This window comes from Burkholderia sp. LA-2-3-30-S1-D2, from assembly GCF_001523915.2.
Classification (GTDB): domain Bacteria; phylum Pseudomonadota; class Gammaproteobacteria; order Burkholderiales; family Burkholderiaceae; genus Burkholderia; species Burkholderia diffusa.
In genome coordinates this window covers 2,261,287-2,276,560 of the sequence record NZ_CP013383.1, presented here as the reverse complement: position 1 = coordinate 2,276,560, position 15,274 = coordinate 2,261,287, and the positions used below count along the sequence as shown (strand labels likewise).

General features: G+C 70.1%; 13 protein-coding genes. 6 read left to right on the top strand and 7 right to left on the bottom strand.

Annotation, left to right across the window (positions count from 1 at the left end; all coding sequences use genetic code 11):
• Positions 1–429: 429 nt before the first annotated feature.
• From WS66_RS10420 to WS66_RS10410, 3 genes are all read right to left on the bottom strand, one after another.
• Positions 430–1,200 carry an ABC transporter substrate-binding protein gene (locus WS66_RS10420; RefSeq protein WP_059601335.1) on the bottom strand — a complete coding sequence of 257 codons (771 nt, stop codon included), beginning with the start codon at positions 1,198–1,200 and terminating at the stop codon, positions 430–432.
• 151 nt (positions 1,201–1,351) lie between these two features.
• Positions 1,352–2,581, bottom strand: coding sequence for a cyanate transporter (locus tag WS66_RS10415; protein ID WP_059601337.1), 1,230 nt, complete (start codon positions 2,579–2,581; stop codon positions 1,352–1,354).
• Between the two features lie 249 nt (positions 2,582–2,830).
• On the bottom strand, positions 2,831–3,700 hold the full coding sequence (locus WS66_RS10410; RefSeq protein ID WP_059601339.1) for a helix-turn-helix transcriptional regulator: 870 nt from the start codon (positions 3,698–3,700) through the stop codon (positions 2,831–2,833).
• 94 nt (positions 3,701–3,794) lie between these two features.
• Between WS66_RS10410 and WS66_RS10405 the strand changes: the two genes are divergently transcribed.
• Positions 3,795–4,688: an SDR family oxidoreductase gene (locus WS66_RS10405; protein ID WP_059601341.1), complete on the top strand. Its 894-nt coding sequence runs from the start codon at positions 3,795–3,797 to the stop codon at positions 4,686–4,688.
• A gap of 301 nt (positions 4,689–4,989) precedes the next feature.
• On the opposite strand, the gene WS66_RS10395 is transcribed toward WS66_RS10405, so the two are convergent.
• From WS66_RS10395 to WS66_RS10385, 3 genes are all read right to left on the bottom strand, one after another.
• Positions 4,990–6,366, bottom strand: a complete 1,377-nt coding sequence (locus WS66_RS10395) for an FAD-containing oxidoreductase (RefSeq protein ID WP_059601343.1) — start codon at positions 6,364–6,366, stop codon at positions 4,990–4,992.
• Between the two features lie 161 nt (positions 6,367–6,527).
• On the bottom strand, positions 6,528–7,103 hold the full coding sequence (locus WS66_RS10390) for a hypothetical protein (RefSeq protein ID WP_059601345.1): 576 nt from the start codon (positions 7,101–7,103) through the stop codon (positions 6,528–6,530).
• The gene (locus WS66_RS10385; RefSeq protein ID WP_059601347.1) at positions 7,103–7,567 is read right to left on the bottom strand and encodes a GNAT family N-acetyltransferase; all 465 of its coding nucleotides are present in this window, start codon (positions 7,565–7,567) and stop codon (positions 7,103–7,105) included. Before WS66_RS10385 ends, WS66_RS10390 begins: the two co-directional genes overlap by 1 nt.
• Positions 7,568–7,719: 152 nt before the next feature.
• Between WS66_RS10385 and WS66_RS10380 the strand changes: the two genes are divergently transcribed.
• Positions 7,720–8,358 carry a LysE family translocator gene (locus WS66_RS10380; RefSeq protein WP_059601350.1) on the top strand — a complete coding sequence of 213 codons (639 nt, stop codon included), beginning with the start codon at positions 7,720–7,722 and terminating at the stop codon, positions 8,356–8,358.
• A 138-nt stretch (positions 8,359–8,496) separates the two neighbouring features.
• Here WS66_RS10380 and WS66_RS10375 read toward each other — a convergent pair whose 3' ends face one another.
• Positions 8,497–9,708, bottom strand: coding sequence for a hypothetical protein (locus WS66_RS10375; protein ID WP_059601352.1), 1,212 nt, complete (start codon positions 9,706–9,708; stop codon positions 8,497–8,499).
• A 459-nt stretch (positions 9,709–10,167) separates the two neighbouring features.
• On the opposite strand from WS66_RS10375, the gene WS66_RS10370 reads away from it, so the two are divergent.
• The 4 genes from WS66_RS10370 to WS66_RS10355 are packed head-to-tail and all read left to right on the top strand — an operon-like array spanning position 10,168 to position 15,249.
• Positions 10,168–10,911 (top strand): DUF3348 domain-containing protein, encoded by a 744-nt coding sequence (locus WS66_RS10370; RefSeq protein WP_059601354.1) that lies wholly within the window; start codon positions 10,168–10,170, stop codon positions 10,909–10,911.
• A 10-nt stretch (positions 10,912–10,921) separates the two neighbouring features.
• Entirely contained in the window at positions 10,922–13,969 is a 3,048-nt protein-coding gene (locus WS66_RS10365) for a DUF802 domain-containing protein (RefSeq protein WP_108064648.1), read from the top strand.
• A gap of 3 nt (positions 13,970–13,972) precedes the next feature.
• Positions 13,973–14,617 carry an OmpA family protein gene (locus WS66_RS10360; protein WP_059601358.1) on the top strand — a complete coding sequence of 215 codons (645 nt, stop codon included), beginning with the start codon at positions 13,973–13,975 and terminating at the stop codon, positions 14,615–14,617.
• Positions 14,614–15,249, top strand: coding sequence for a DUF2894 domain-containing protein (locus tag WS66_RS10355; protein ID WP_059601360.1), 636 nt, complete (start codon positions 14,614–14,616; stop codon positions 15,247–15,249). Before WS66_RS10360 ends, WS66_RS10355 begins: the two co-directional genes overlap by 4 nt.
• The last annotated feature ends 25 nt before the right edge of the window (positions 15,250–15,274 follow it).

The window sequence follows — 15,274 nt, the reverse complement described above, 5'->3', positions numbered from 1 at the left end:
AGGGTTGCGAACGGGTTAACGGCAGGCGCGGCGCGGAGGTTTTATCTGCACGCGACACGAATCTGGACGAATGCGACAGAAGGGCGGCGGTGGAGGGCGGATACGTTGCCGTGGTGAACGGCGTGCCGACGGCCGAGGCACGCATCGCCGCCGCGAAGCGACGCGCACTCGCCGCTGGCGATCGCGAGCGGGCGGGATGCGCTGGGCACGGCCGTCGTGCGTTCGCCGTCGTCCGTTGCGGTCATCGCGGGGCATCGTTCGCGCCACATGTCGATCGCGCGGTGGTCGTCAGACGATCGAGCGGCGCAATTGCACAGGCGGCTGGTCAAAAAGAACTTCGCGGACCGGTTGCTGAAAGCAGGAACGGGGCATCGCGCTCGCGCGCGACGCCCCTTCGCATCGGCGGGCGGCCGCAGCCGCTCGCATCCGTCAGTTGTAGATATCGAACGAGAAATACTTCTTCGCGATTCGCTGATACGTGCCGTCCTGAATCAGGCTCGCGAGCGCCTGGTTGATCTGCGTGCGCAGCGCGTCGTCATCCTTGCGCACGCCGATCGCGGAGCCGACGCCGAGCGTCTTCGGATCGTGCAATGGCGGCCCCGCGAATTCGAAGTTCGCTCCCTTCGCCGTCTTCAGGAAGCCGAGATCGGCCTGCACCGACGATTGCAGCGACGCGTCGAGGCGGCCCGCAATCAAATCCTGATAGACGAGATCCTGCGTCTGGTACGTGCGCACGATGACGCCCTTCGGTTCCCAGTACGTGCGCGCATAGGTTTCCTGCGTCGACCCCTGCTCGACGCCGACGCTCTTGCCGGCCAGCGACCCGGCCGTCGGTTGCAGGTTCGAGCCGCGTCGCGCGACGAGGCGCGGCGGCACGTTGTTGATCTTGTCGGTGAACGCGATCTGCGCGAGGCGCTTCTCGGTCACGCTCATCGACGACAGCACGCCGTCGAACTTGCGCGCCTTCAGCGCGGGGATCATCCCGTCGAAGGCGTTCTCGACCCACACGCAGCGCACCTTCATCCGTTCGCAGATCGCGTTGCCGAGATCGATGTCGAAGCCGACGAGCTTGCCGTCCGGTGCGAGCGATTCGAACGGCGCGTAGCTGGGATCGACGCCGAGGCGCAGGACGGCCGGGTCTTTCGCGGCGGCGGCGCCTGCCGTCAGCGCAAGCGCGACGGCGATGACGAGCTTTTTCATGATTGTCTCCATGATCGATTGTTGTGGTGTGCGGTGAAGCGAATGTGCGGCCGGTGGGCATGACGGCCCGCGCCCGGCCATGCGCGGGCGGCTGGACGAGCGCCGGCGGATGCCGGCGATCGTCCGGATCGGGGAATCCGGTGGTTCGGTGTCAGTGCGCCGCGCTGGCGATGCACGCCATGCTGCGCCGATAGCCGTCGGGAGAGAACGCGGCGTTCAACGCGGCCATCAATGCGATCACGCCGACATGCAGCCACCACGCGATCGCGAAGCCGCCGCCCGCGTCGCGCAGCCAGCCGATCAGCCAGGGGCTCGCGGCGACGATCAGGAAGCCGATGCCCTGCACGAACGCGGCGAGCGCGCCCGCGAGCCGCGCATCGGGCAAGTGGTCGAGCGTGACGATCAGGCTCATCGAGAAGAATCCGCCGAGCCCGACGCCGACGCTCGCGACCGACAGCCACGGCGCGAGCGCGGGCACCGTCGCGAAGCCGACGAAGCCGACCGCCTGCAACGCGAGCGTGAGCCACAGCACGGGGCGGCGATCGTGCGAGCGTTTCGCGAGCAGCGGCATCGCGAGCGCGCCTGCCGCCTGGAACAGCGCCATCCAAGCGAGCAGGTTGCCGCTCGCCTGCGAGCTCATGCCGACGCTGTGATAGAACGCGGGCAGCCACGCGACGAGGCTCGCGTAGCCGCTGTTGCTGAGGCCGAAGAACAGCGCGAGTTGCCATGCGCGCGGAATCCGGGCGAACGCGGTGACGGGCGCCGATACCGTCGCGGCATGCACCGCGTCGCGCGGCGCCTTCGCGCGCCACAGCGCGAGCGTCACGAGCGCCGGAACGGCCCAGACGGCGAGCGACAGATGCCAGCCGCCGTGCGCGGCGAGCCACGGGCTCGCGACCGCGCCGAATGCGCCGCCGCCGACGAGCGCCGCCGAATAGAGCCCCATTGCGAGCGGCAGCCGGTCGGCGAACCAGCGCTTGGCGAGGCCCGGCGCGAGCGACTGGACCACCGCGACGCCCGCACCCGCGACGACCGCCGTGACGACCAGCCCGGTGCTGTTTCCGGTCCACAGCCGCGCGATGCAGCCCGCGGCGATCAGCGCCAGCGCGGTGGCGAGCGCGCGCTGCTCGCCGACGTGTCGTGCAAGCCCGACGCCGACGCCGGCGACGACGCCCATCAGCACGAACGGCAGCGTGGTCAGCAGCGCGGCCGCGCGGAAACCGAGGCCGGTGTCGGCACGCACGATGTCGAGCACGGGGCCGAATGCGGTCAGGAACGGACGCAGGTTGAGGCCGGCGAGCACCAGCAACGCGAGTGCGCCGCAGGATACGGAAGCCGTGTGCGGGCGGGAAACGGCTTGTGCGGTGCCGGGGTCGGTCATCGGAATGCTCCAGGGGCCAGTGGCCTTGTGATGCGATGCCGAAAGGGTAAAGGCGTGCTTACCCAGGTGAAAATTAAATATTCGACTGGGTGTCAGTGCGGAATGTGATGGCGGGGCGCGGCGTGACGGGGCCCGATGGGCGACGCAGTCGGGGCGGGCGGCGTGGCGCCGGCGCATGGGCGGCGTGGCCGTTTCGGGCGCGGCGCCGGGTGCGAATCCGGGAGCGGCTCCGGGCGCAGATTCGACACGCTAGGCGGCCGGCACGTGCGGTCCGTCGTCCCGTTCGCGGGCCTTTTCACGCGCGGCGACGAGTGTCCGGATGCGCGCACGATCGGCCGGCGTCGCCGGCGTGAAGATCACGAGACTCAGGTCGGGGCGGCCGGTCACCGAGAACGCCGAGTATTCGAGCGCGATCCGGCCGGCTCGCGGGTGACGAATCTCCTTCGTCCCTTCGTCATGCGAATGAATGTCGCGGTCGCGCCACATCGCGTCGAACTCGGCGCTCGTCGCGCGCATCTCGTCGACGAACGTTTGCACGGCCTGCGTCGCCCCGCCGCGCGCGATGTCGGCGCGAAACGCGCCCACCGCGAACCGCGCGACGCGTTCCCAGTTCTGCTGCGCGTAGCGCACCCCGGCATCGACGAAGATCAGCCGCAGGATGTTGCGCGCGGGCGGCGGCAGCGTCGCATAGTCGGTCAGCGTCGCGGCGGCCGCGTCGTTCCACGCGACGACGTCCCACGTCGCCGTGCGCACGATCGCGGGGCTGGCGTCTAGCGAATCGAGCACGTGCTGCAGGCGCGGCGTGACATCGCTGCTCGCGTGATAGCGCACCTCGGGCGGATGGCCGAGGCCGATCAGGAACAGATGCTCGCGTTCGGCGTCGTTGAGCAGCAGCGCGCGGGCGAGCCGGTCGAGCACGTCGGCCGACGGCGCGCCGCCGCGGCCCTGTTCGAGCCACGTGTACCACGCGGCGCTCACGTGCGCGCGCTGCGCGACTTCCTCGCGCCGCAGGCCCGGCGTGCGGCGGCGCGCGACGGGCAGCCCGAGCGCGGCCGGATCGAGTTTCTCGCGGCGGTCCCGAAGGTACGCGCCGAGCAGGTTGTCGGATGCGTCAGCCATAGCCTGTTAGTTCGTTTACCGGTAAACCGTCACGTCTTCACCGCGCGCGACGGTCGACAGATAGTAAGCCTCTCGTTCATTCGGAGGTGTCGAAATGCGTGTCTTTGTAACGGGAGCGTCGGGCTTCGTCGGCTCCGCGGTCGTTGCCGAACTCGTGGCCGCCGGGCATGCGGTGCTCGGTCTCGCGCGGTCCGACGCGGCCGCTGCGGCGGTCACGGCCGCGGGCGCCGATGTCCATCGCGGGTCGCTGGAGGATCTCGACAGCCTGACGCGCGGCGCTGAGGCCGTCGACGCGGTGATCCACACGGGATTCAATCACGACTTCTCGCGCTTCGCGGAAAACTGCGAGCTCGACCGCCGCGCGATCGAGACGATCGGTGCGGTGCTCGCCGGGTCGGCGCGGCCGCTGGTCGTCACGTCGGGCCTCGCGCTCGTCGCGCCCGGCCGGGCGGCGACGGAGGACGATCCGCATGTGCCGGTGTCGGCGACCTATCCGCGCGCGTCGGAAGCGACGGCGGCGGCGCTGGACGCGCGCGGCGTATGCGCGTCGGTCGTGCGCCTGCCGCCGTCCGTGCACGGCGACGGCGATCATGGCTTCGTGCCGCGCCTGATCGCGTTCGCGAGGGAGAAGGGCGCCTCGGCGTATCTCGGCGACGGCGGCAACCGCTGGCCGGCCGTGCACCGGCTCGATGCGGCGCGCGTGTACCGGCTCGCGGTCGAACGCGGCGCGCCCGGCGCGCGCTATCACGCGGTCGACGATACGGGCGTGCCGTTCCGCGAGATCGCGGAGGTGATCGGCCGCCGGCTGAACGTGCCGGTCGTGTCGAAATCGGCCGCGCAAGCCGGCGAGCACTTCGGCTGGTTCGCGATGTTCGCGGGAATGGATGCGCCCGCAACGAGCGAGCGCACGCGGGCGTCGCTCGACTGGGCGCCGGTGCAGCCGCGGTTGCTGGCCGACATCGACCGGCCGCGGTACTTCGAGACCTGATGCGCGAATGCGCGAGGCGTGCCGTCGTTACCGACCGGCACGCCTGGCGCCGCAACGTTCAGACGGTCACGACGATTCTGCCGACCTGCGCGCCGGCTTCCATGCGCCGACGGGCCTGGGCGATGTCGTCGAACGCGAACGGCTCTCTTCGCACACGGTTCGACGCCGGGGCGCCGCGCGCAACGCACGCAACGCACGCAACGCACGCAACGCACGCAACGCACGCAGCGCACGCAGCGCACGCGCGGACCGGACGCGCGGGAAGCGGATGCGCGCCCGCCGGTCGCGCCTCATTCGCGCCTCATTCGACCGGATGCAGGTCCTGCAGCAGCGTCGGCACGAGCTCCGACACGGTCGGGTGAATGTGCATCGCGCGGCTGATCGTCGTGTACGGCGCGCCGGCGGCCATCACGTCCAGCAACCCGTGCACGACTTCGTCGCCCGTCACGCCGAGGATCGACGCGCCCAGGATCGCGTGGTTGTCCGCGTCGACGATCACCTTCATGAAGCCCTGGCTCTCGCCTTTTTCGACCGCGCGGCCGACCCGCGTCATCGGCCGCGTGCCCACCAGCAGCCGGCGGCCGGTCTGCCTCGCTTCCGCGAGCGTCATGCCGACGCGGCCGAGCGGCGGGTCGATGTACATCGCGTACGCGGTGATGCGGTCGGACACCTTGCGCGGATCGTCGTCGAGCAGGTTGGCCGCGACGATTTCGTAGTCGTTGTACGCGGTGTGCGTGAATGCGCCGCGTCCGTTGCAGTCGCCGAGCGCCCAGATGCCGGGCACATTGGTGCGCAGCTGGTCGTCGACCGTGATGTAGCCGCGCGCGTCGACCGCCACGCCTGCCTGCTCGAGCCCGAGATCGTCGGTGTTCGGCACGCGGCCGACCGCGAGCAGCAGGTGCGAGCCCGCGACCTCGCGGTGGCCGCCCGTGCAGTCGAGGCCGACCACGACGCCGTCGCCGTCGCGCCGTGCGGTCAGGCAGTTCGCATCGAGCTGCACGTCGATGCCTTCGTTCGCGAGAATCTCGTGCACGGCTTGCGAGACGTCCTCGTCCTCGCGACGGATCAGGCGCGACCCTTTCTCGACGATCGTGACCTGCGCGCCGAAGCGGCGGTACATCTGACCGAATTCGAGCCCGACGTAGCTGCCGCCGACGATCACGAGATGCTCGGGCAGGAAGTCGACGTCCATCATCGTCGAGTTGGTCAGGTACGGCACCGAGTCGAGGCCCGGCATCGGCGGGATTTGCGCGCGCCCGCCGACGTTGATGAAGATGCGGCCGGCTTCGAGCACTTCGTCGCCGACGCGTACCGCGTTCGCCCGCTCGAATCGGGCATGACCCTGAAACACGGTGGTGTTGTCGAGCCCCCGCACCCATTGCTCGACGCCGTGGTTCGAGCGGCCGGAGATCTGGTCCTTGCGCGCCTTCACGGCCTTCATGTCGACGCTGACGGTGCCGACCGACACGCCGTATTCGGCCGCACGACGCGCAAGCTGCGCCGCGTACGCGCTCGCGATCAGCGTCTTGGTCGGAATGCAGCCGGTGTTCACGCAGGTGCCGCCGAAGCGGCCGCGCTCGATGACCGCGACCTTCATGCCGGCGCCCGCGAGCCGCGCGGCGAGCGGTGGACCGGCCTGGCCCGTGCCGATGACGATCGCGTCGAAGTGTTGCGTCATGACGTCCTCCTGCGCTGGTTCAACGTGGGAAGGGTGGCGCGCAAGACGCATGCCGCGTCGGCGCGCGCCCGAACGGCGACGAGCGCTTATGGTAGACCGGTTGGCGGGGGGAGGCGAGTTGCGTCGATGCAAGCGGCGGAGCCTCGTTCGCCCACGGTTTTTCAGTCCGTGCGCCGCCATTGGCCGAACGTCACCGGCCGGTGCGCATCGGCGCGCATGACGGTGACTTCGTCGGGCTTGTCGTCGAGCGGAAACGATTCGGTGTAGATCTCGCTGGAGAACAGCCAGCCGTGGGTGCGCGGGTCGTAGCGGAACGTCACGTAGTCGCTCCAGTGCTGTCCGCACGCGACGAAGTTCTGCACGGTGAAATAGCGGCCTTTCACCGAGAGGCCGCTGTCGGCGGCGTCTTCGGGATCGAACGGATCGCACTGGCCGCCTTCGTTCGCGCGCAGGACCACGTGGTCGTTGCGCGCGGCGAGCCGGTACGCGTGATCGGGCCGTTCCTCGAAGATCAGCAGCGGGCGGGGCGACGGCTGCCCGCGCGAATCGGCCGCGCGATGCACGACGACGAGAAAGCTGCGCCGTCCGTCGCCGAGGTCCGGCCCTTCCTGCGCGACGAACGGCTGGTAGCCGGACGGCAGTTGCGTCGCGATGGATTGCGGCAGGCCGTCGGCCCGTGCGCCGGACGACAGCGCGGCGAGCAGCGCGAGGAGGGCACGGTGCGCGCTCGTGCCCATCACAGATCCCGCCCGAGAAACTCGGTGCCGGGCACCGGATTGAACGCAACGGGCGGTGCCGGCGTGAAGCCGAGCGAACCATACAGTTGCCTTGCGGCGACGAATTCCGGCAGCACGTCGAGACACATCCGCGCATAACCGGCCGCCTTCGCGTCGCACAGCAGCCGCTCGACGAGCTGGCGGCCGACGTTCAGCCCGCGCGCTTCGGGACGCACGTACACGCGCTTCATCTCGCACGTCGTCGCGTCGATTTCGCGAAACGCCGCGCAGCCGACCACGCGCCCGGCGCGCCACGCGAGCAGCAATTGCCCGCGCGGCGCCGCGTATTTGCCCGGCAGCGCGGCGAGTTCCGGCTCATAGTCCTGGAACGCGAGGCTGACCGTGGGGCTCGCGATGTACTCGCGGAAAATCGCTTCGACGACGGCGGCATCGTCGGGATAGCGGGCGGCGCGAATCTCGATCATGGGGGTGTGGCGCGATGGCGGGAACGGCACCCAGCATAGCAGTGCGCGGATGCTTCCGGCGGCCCGCGAAGCGTGCCAGAATCGTCGACTTCACCGTCGGGAATCGACACGCAGGCGCCGGCGCTTCGGCGTCGCTGATCAAGGAGACTTCGATGACTGCATCGGCTGCCGTACTCGCCATTCTGGCCGCGCTGTGGCTTGGCGCGATGATTCCGGGCCCGAGTTTCGTGCTGGTCGCCCGCAATTCGATCGGGCTGTCGCGCCGCGACGGGCTGGCGACCGCGCTCGGCATGGGCGTCGGCGGGATCGCGTTCGGCGGCGTCGCGCTGGCCGGGCTCTACACGCTGCTGCAGGCCGTCGAATGGCTGTACGTGGGACTCAAGCTGGCGGGCGGCGCCTACCTGATCTACATGGCGTCGAAGATCTGGCGCGGCGCCGACAGGCCGATCGCGATGGAAGATGCGCAGGCCGTCGTCGCCGGCAGCGCGCGCAAGTCGTTCTGGATCGGCCTCACGACCCAGCTCAGCAACCCGAAGACGGCGATCTGGTACGGCAGCATTTTCGCGGCGCTGTTGCCGCAGCATCCGCCGCTCTGGTGCTACCTGGCGCTGCCGCCGCTCGTGTTCGGCGTCGAATTCGGCTGGTACACGATCGTCGCGCTGTGCTTCTCGACCCGCCGGCCGCGCGAACTCTACCTGCGCGCGAAGAAGTGGGTCGACCGCGTCGCGGCCGGCGCGATCACGCTGCTCGGCCTGCGGCTGATCCTGAACGCGCCGAAGGCGGGGATCTGACGGCAGGCGGTGTCGCCGGGGGCGCGCCGCCGTTGCATTCCTGACAGGCATGCCGCCACGGCCGCTCATTCCGGCACATGGCGTGGCGGGCGCAGCCACGGCCCCGAATCACCGCGCCCTGCGCGCGCCAAGCGCGCGTCAAGCCGCCGGAAACCGTTCGAGCAGCGCCGCGAACCGCGCGTCATCCGGAAACGCCGTCACTTCATACCGCACCGGCCGGTGCGCGGTGGCCGTCATCAGGTCGCCGCATGCGTCCCGCAGCGCGGCCATCGGCACGTGGGCCGACTGCCGCGTCGCTTCACGATAGAGCACGACGATATCCGTCTCGGGCAGCAGCGTCGGCACGCCGTCGCTCCACACGCCGACGCTGAACAGCTCGCCGTTCTGCCGCCGGTACACGGTGTACGACGCCACGAAGACGTCGGTGCCGTCCCGCTTGTGCAGATCGTCCAGCAGCGTCCGCTGATCCTGATAGTCGCCCGCGAGTTCGTCCACGCGCAGCGCGTGCAGCTTGGCTTCCAGCCCTGCCGGGACGAAATTCCGCCACGCGGCGCCGTCCCAGCGCAGCATCAGCGGCGGCAGCGGACGCGGCTGCGCGCGCGCCTGTTCCGCGAGTTCGACCATCGTCGCGAGCCCGGCCGCGTTGCGGTCGCCGGTGAGCAGCAGCACGGCCCGGTTCGGCGCCATCACCACCGGCGCGCCGGAGATCGGCTGGCGGTGCAGCAAGTCGGTCAGCAGGAGCCGCGCCGCGTCGTAGTAGTCGCCGAACTGCGAAACGAACACGCCGTCGCGCAACGCGGCCCACGGCGCCGACGACGCACCGCGCAGGTTGTCGATCGCGATGTCGCATGCGTCGTCGAAGCTGACGCCCCATTCGGCGAGCCGCGCGCTCGTCAGCCGCGCGACGCTGAATTCGCCGTCATACGCGATGCCGATCTCGAGGTTCTCGCACAGCGTCCGGAACGCGACCTCCGACGCGGCGGGCTGTCCGGCGAGCTGCAGCGCGACCGTGCCGCGCTCGGTCGCGCTGCGGATCACGGGGCGCAGCCGTGCGCGGACGTCCGCGAAGTTCGCCGGAATCTCGTGCTGCATCATCGCGCTCGCCTGGCGCTGCAGCGTCGCTTCGCGCTCGGCCGGCTTCGCGTCTGCATAGTCGCGGAACAGGTTGTGCAGGTTGATGATGTTCGACGGGACATCCGCTTGCACGAGACGGCCCTTGTCGTCCTCGTGAAGCCACTCGCGCGTGTCGCCGGTCGCGCGCAGCGCGGCGATCAGGCGGTCGGCGAAGTCCTGCCGGGTAGGCGGTTTGCTGAAGCGCTCGCGCAGGCGCGCGACGAAGTCGGAAAGCATCGTGAGCGGTCGGGCAGGCCCGTCTGTTATCAGTCGTTGTCATGGGCGGCGGCGCCGGTCTCCCGGGGCGCCGCCTGCGTCCCGCGGATATCGGCCGGATATCCATGGTGCGGGCGGCCCGCGCGCCGGCTGCAGGGCGGCGCGGGCCCGCATCGGGCACGAATCGGGGGCGAATCGCGCGGCGGGTGTCGCGATGGTACCGCACGTCCGTGACGGAATCGTATGCGGGCGAACAGGATGTCTGGCGTGAACCGGCGCCCGCCGGGGCTTCGGAAGGCGTCCGGATGCGTGGCCGGCGCCGCGCCGGCGCACCGGGAAACCCCTGCGATCGGCCCGCGAGCCTTGTGCTGCGGGCGTTCGCGCCGGTTGCGCGGCGTACCGGGCCGAGCCGCTTCCGCGATTCTGGCGGTCGACCTCCCGACGACGTGTAAACTGCTGCCTTTTTTGACGGTTTGCAGCATGGTGCAAGCACCCCCGCGCCCGGCAATGAGCGGCCCGACGCTCGTCCGGCTGCTCGCGCGCCTGACCGATGCCGACGTCGCGGAATCCCGGCTGACGCTGTCGGACCGCCTGAGCCAGTGGCTCGGCTGGACCGACGCGATCACGCTGTCGTCCGCGCTGAATGCGAGCCCGCCCGGCGTCGCGGCCGGCGTGCGTGGTTACGACGCGGAGCGTGACTGCGCGCGCGTGCGCCACGACCTCGCGCAGGCGATCACGGCCGCCCTCCGCCCGCGCACGCGGCGGCGTCCCGGCGAGTTGCCGCCGCCGTCCGCCGACACGGCCGACTTCGCGGATTTCCGCCAGAGCTGTCTGTCGCTCCAGCAGGAAATGGAGACCGCGATCGGCCAGTTGCGCGGCCGCTTGCGGGTCGCGGTCGCCGCGCGCTCGTCCGGGATGGCGCGGCTCGCGACGCTCGACGCGATCATGGAGCGCGTGCTCGGCGCGCGCGAGCGCAGCCTGCTGTCCGCCGTGCCCGCGCTGCTCGGTACGCGCTTCGAGCGGCTGCGCGACGCGGAACGGCAGGCACTGGCCGACGCGCAAGCGGCGGCCGATGCCGAGGGCGACGCCCCGCCCGCCGCGGCGATCGTGCCCGGCACGTGGCTCGACACGTTCCGCAACGAGATGCAAAGCATCCTGCTCGCCGAACTCGAAGTCCGGTTTCAAACGGTAGACGGGCTGCTCGCGGCCCTTCGTACCTGCTAATCCCTACGCTATGTCCAGAATTCGTCTTGATCTCGTTGTCTTCATCGCCGGTCTGCTCGCAGTGTGCTGGATCGGCATCGGCTATGTCGCGTCGAACCCGCTCGCGACGGCCGTCACCCTGCTGATCGGCGCGTGCTACGTCGCCGGTGCGTGGGAACTGCAGCGCTACCGGCAGGCCACTGTCACGCTGGCGCGCGCGGTAGCCGGCCTGACCGAACCCCCGGCGACGCTCGACACGTGGCTCGATACGCTGCCCCCGGGCCTGCGCGGTGCCGTGCGGGCACGCGTCGAAGGCGCGCGCGTCGCGCTGCCGGGCCCGTCGCTCACGCCGTATCTGGTCGGCCTGCTCGTGCTGCTCGGCATGCTCGGCACGCTGCTCGGGATGGTCGTGACGCTGAAGGGCACGGGCGCCGCGCTCGAAAGCGCGACCGACCTCGACGCGATTCGGGCCTCGCTGATCGCGCCGGTGAAGGGTCTCGGCTTCGCGTTCGGCACGTCGATCGCGGGTGTCGCGACGTCCGCGATGCTCGGGCTGCTGTCCGCGCTCGTGCGCCGCGAACGGCTCGACGCGGGCCAGCAGCTCGACGCGAAGATCGCGACGACGCTGCGCGTGCATTCGTCCGCGCACCAGCGCGACGAATCGTTCCGGCTGCTGCAGCGCCAGGCCGACGTGATGCCGGCGCTGGTCGACCGGTTGCAGACGATGATGACGACGCTCGAGGCGCGCAGCGTCGCGCTGCACGATCGCCAGATCGAAAGTCAGCAGACGTTCTTCGATCGGACCGAGCGCGCGTATGCCGGCCTGGCATCGAACGTCGGCGACGCACTGAAGGAAAGCGCCGCCGAGAGCGCGCGCGTGGCCGGGGCCGCGCTGCAGCCGGTCGTCGCGGCGACGATGACGGGGCTCGCGCAGGAGATGGCCGCGCTGCGCGACACCGTGACGAGCGCCGTGCAGCGTCAGCTCGACGGGCTGACCGACGGTTTCGAGAAGACCACCGGGAACGTGACGGCCGTCTGGAACCGCGCGCTCGACGAGCAGCGCCGCGCGGGCGATGCAGTCGCGCAGCAGTTGCAGACGACGCTCGGCCAGTTCACCGACACCTTCGCGCAGCGTTCGACGGACCTGCTCGACGGCGTCGCGACGCGCCTCGAATCGACCGAAAGCCGGCTGTCCGACGCGTGGCGCGATGCGCTCGCGCGCCAGGAACAGGTCGGCGAGACGCTGGCCGGCCAGCATGCGCACGCGCTCGGCGAAGCCGCCGCGACGTTCGAGCGGCATTCGAGCGCGGCGCTCGCCGCGATGCGCGAGTCGCATGCGGGGCTGCAGACGCAACTGGCCGCGCGTGACGAGGAACGCCTGTCTGCGTGGAATGCGTCGCTGGCCGCGATGGCAGCGAAGCTCGGGGACGAATGGCAGCGCGCGGGCGTGCATAGTGCAGGCCGCCAGCAGGAAATCTGCGATGCGCTGGCGCAAACGACGCGCGATCTCACCGCGCAAGCGTCCACGTTCGAGCAACGCTCGGCCGACCTGCTGTCGACGATTCGCGAATCGCACATGGGCCTGCAAACGCAACTGGCCGCGCGCGACGAAGAACGTCTGGCGGCATGGAACGATTCGCTGGCCGCGATGGCAGCGAAGCTCGGCGACGAATGGCAACGTGCGGGTGTGCATAGTGCAGGCCGCCAGCAGGAAATCTGTGATGCGCTCGCACAAACGACGCGCGATCTGACCGCGCAAGCGTCCACGTTCGAACAACGCTCGGCCGACCTGCTGTCGACGATTCGCGAATCGCACACGGGCCTGCAAACGCAACTGGCCGCGCGTGACGAAGAACGTCTGGCGGCATGGAACGATTCGCTGGCCGCGATGGCAGCGAAGCTCGGCGACGAATGGCAACGTGCGGGCGTGCACAGCGCGGGCCGTCAGCAGGAAATCTGCGACGCGCTCGCACAAACGACGCGCGATCTCACGGCACAAGCGTCTAAGTTCGAACAACGCTCGACCGACCTGCTGTCGACGATTCGCGAATCGCACACGGGCCTGCAAACGCAACTGGCCGCGCGTGACGAAGAACGTCTGGCGGCATGGAACGATTCGCTGGCCGCGATGGCAGCGAAGCTCGGCGACGAATGGCAGCGTGCGGGCGTGCATAGCGCGGGCCGTCAGCAGGAAATCTGCGACGCGCTCGCACAAACCACGCGCGATCTCACGGCACAAGCGTCGACGTTCGAGCAACGCTCGACCGACCTGCTGTCGACGATTCGCGAATCGCACGCGAGCCTGCAAACGCAGCTGGCCGCACGCGACGAAGCACGCCTGTCCGCATGGAACGACTCGTTGGCCGCGATGGCCGCCACGCTGCGCGACGAATGGGCGCAGACGAGCGCACAGGCCGCGGCGCGCCAGCAGGACATCTGCGACACGCTGACCCGCACCGCGAACGACATCACCGCCCAGGCGCAGGTGCACGCGAGCGACACGATCAACGAAATTTCGCGCCTCGTGCAGGCCGCGTCGGAAGCGCCGAAGGCCGCGGCCGACGTCGTCGCCGAACTGCGCCAGCGCCTGTCCGACAGCATGGTGCGCGACACCGCGATGCTCGACGAGCGCAGCCGCCTGCTCGCGACGCTCGAGACGCTGCTCGGCGCGGTCAACCACGCGTCGACCGAACAGCGCACCGCGATCGACGCGCTTGTCAGCACGTCGGCCGATCTGCTCGACCGCGTCGGCGCGCGCTTCAACGACACCGTCGATGCCGAAACGCGCAAGCTCGATTCGGTGGCCGCACAGGTCACGGCGGGAGCGGTCGAGGTCGCGAGCCTCGGCGATGCGTTCGGTGCGGCCGTGCAGGTGTTCGGCGAATCGAACGACAAGCTGCTGAACCACCTGCAGCGCATCGAGGCCGCGCTCGAGAAATCGCTCGCGCGCAGCGACGAGCAGCTCGAGTATTACGTCGCGCAGGCGCGCGAGGTGATCGACCTGAGCATGATGTCGCAGAAGCAGATCGTCGAGGACCTGCAGCAGATCGCCGGTCGGCGGGCATCGGTCGGAGCGTAACGCATGCACGACGAAATCGACGACGGCGCGCCGTCCGCGCCGGTGTGGCCCGCGTTCGCCGACCTGATGTCGGTGCTGCTCGGCGCATTCGTGCTCGTCCTCGTCGGCGTGATCGGCATGCAGCTGCAGCTCACGTCGAAGCTCGAGGAAGCCGTGCGTGCGCGCCAGCAGGAGGCGCAGCAGCGCAAATCGCTCGAGGAAGCGCTCGCCGGGCCGCTCGCGGCCGGCCGCGTGACGCTCGTGAACGGTCGGATCGGCATCAGCGGCAGCGTGCTGTTCGCGCTGAATTCCGACCAGCTGCAGCCCGAGGGCCGCGATCTGCTGAAGACGCTCGCCACGCCGCTGGCCGCGTACCTGAAGACGCGCGACGAGATCCTGATGATCAGCGGCTTCGCCGACGACCAGCAGGTGCGCGCCGGCAACCGCCAGTTCGCGGACAACTGGGAACTGTCGGCCAAGCGCGCGCTGACGGTCACGCGTGCACTGATCGACGCCGGCGTGCCGGCGCCGTCGGTGTTTGCGGCTGCGTTCGGCTCCGAGCAGCCGGTCAGTTCGAATGCGGACGATGAAGGCCGCGCGAAGAACCGCCGCGTGGAGATCGCGCCGGTGCCGCGCAAGACCGCATCGAACGGAGGGCGGGCGAAGTGACGGACGACGTGACGCACGTCCGCGCGACGCTCGACGCGTGGCGCGAGCAGGGCGCCGACCGGCTCGATCCGGTGCGCTTTCATCGGCTCGACGCGCTGGAGAGACGCGCGGCCGCGCTCGACGGCGACGCGCGCGCCCTGCTCGATGCACGGCTCGCGACGCTGCTGGAAGCGTTTGCGGAGATTGTCTCGCGAGCCGGCGAAACGTCAGCCGCGAGCGGGACGGCGCAAGCAACCGCACCGGCGCCCGCGCGCAGCCTGCTCGGCGGGCTCGTCGAGCAGCTCGCGCGCGATGCGCAGGCCGACAGGCGCGGGATCGATCCCGCGCTGATCGATTACTTCCGCACGATGTGGTCGAAGGTCCGCACCGAACAGCAGTATCGCCAGTCGCTCGACCAGGTGCCGCGCAACGCGGGACCGCTCAATTCGAACAGCCTCGTGCATCGGTCGCTCGCGACGATGCGCGAGTTGTCGCCGGAATACCTGCAGCAATTCCTGTCGTACGTCGATGCGCTGGCGTGGCTCGAGGATCTCGCCGGCGGCGGCGCGCAGCCCGAGAAGGAAGCGCCGCGCGCGAAGGGCGCGAAGCCCGCGAAACCCGCGAGGAAGACCACGCGCGCCAAGGCGCGATAACACACGCTTTCAGCCACGCCGGTCG

Coding starts and splice junctions, on each gene's coding strand:
- WS66_RS10385 (WP_059601347.1), bottom strand. CDS start 7,567: ATGATCGAGATTCGCGCCGCCCGCTATCCCGACGATGCCGCCGTCGTC.
- WS66_RS10395 (WP_059601343.1), bottom strand. CDS start 6,366: ATGACGCAACACTTCGACGCGATCGTCATCGGCACGGGCCAGGCCGGT.
- WS66_RS10405 (WP_059601341.1), top strand. CDS start 3,795: ATGCGTGTCTTTGTAACGGGAGCGTCGGGCTTCGTCGGCTCCGCGGTC.
- WS66_RS10410 (WP_059601339.1), bottom strand. CDS start 3,700: ATGGCTGACGCATCCGACAACCTGCTCGGCGCGTACCTTCGGGACCGC.
- WS66_RS10390 (WP_059601345.1), bottom strand. CDS start 7,103: ATGGGCACGAGCGCGCACCGTGCCCTCCTCGCGCTGCTCGCCGCGCTG.
- WS66_RS10360 (WP_059601358.1), top strand. CDS start 13,973: ATGCACGACGAAATCGACGACGGCGCGCCGTCCGCGCCGGTGTGGCCC.
- WS66_RS10370 (WP_059601354.1), top strand. CDS start 10,168: ATGGTGCAAGCACCCCCGCGCCCGGCAATGAGCGGCCCGACGCTCGTC.
- WS66_RS10420 (WP_059601335.1), bottom strand. CDS start 1,200: ATGAAAAAGCTCGTCATCGCCGTCGCGCTTGCGCTGACGGCAGGCGCC.
- WS66_RS10415 (WP_059601337.1), bottom strand. CDS start 2,581: ATGACCGACCCCGGCACCGCACAAGCCGTTTCCCGCCCGCACACGGCT.
- WS66_RS10365 (WP_108064648.1), top strand. CDS start 10,922: ATGTCCAGAATTCGTCTTGATCTCGTTGTCTTCATCGCCGGTCTGCTC.
- WS66_RS10380 (WP_059601350.1), top strand. CDS start 7,720: ATGACTGCATCGGCTGCCGTACTCGCCATTCTGGCCGCGCTGTGGCTT.
- WS66_RS10375 (WP_059601352.1), bottom strand. CDS start 9,708: ATGCTTTCCGACTTCGTCGCGCGCCTGCGCGAGCGCTTCAGCAAACCG.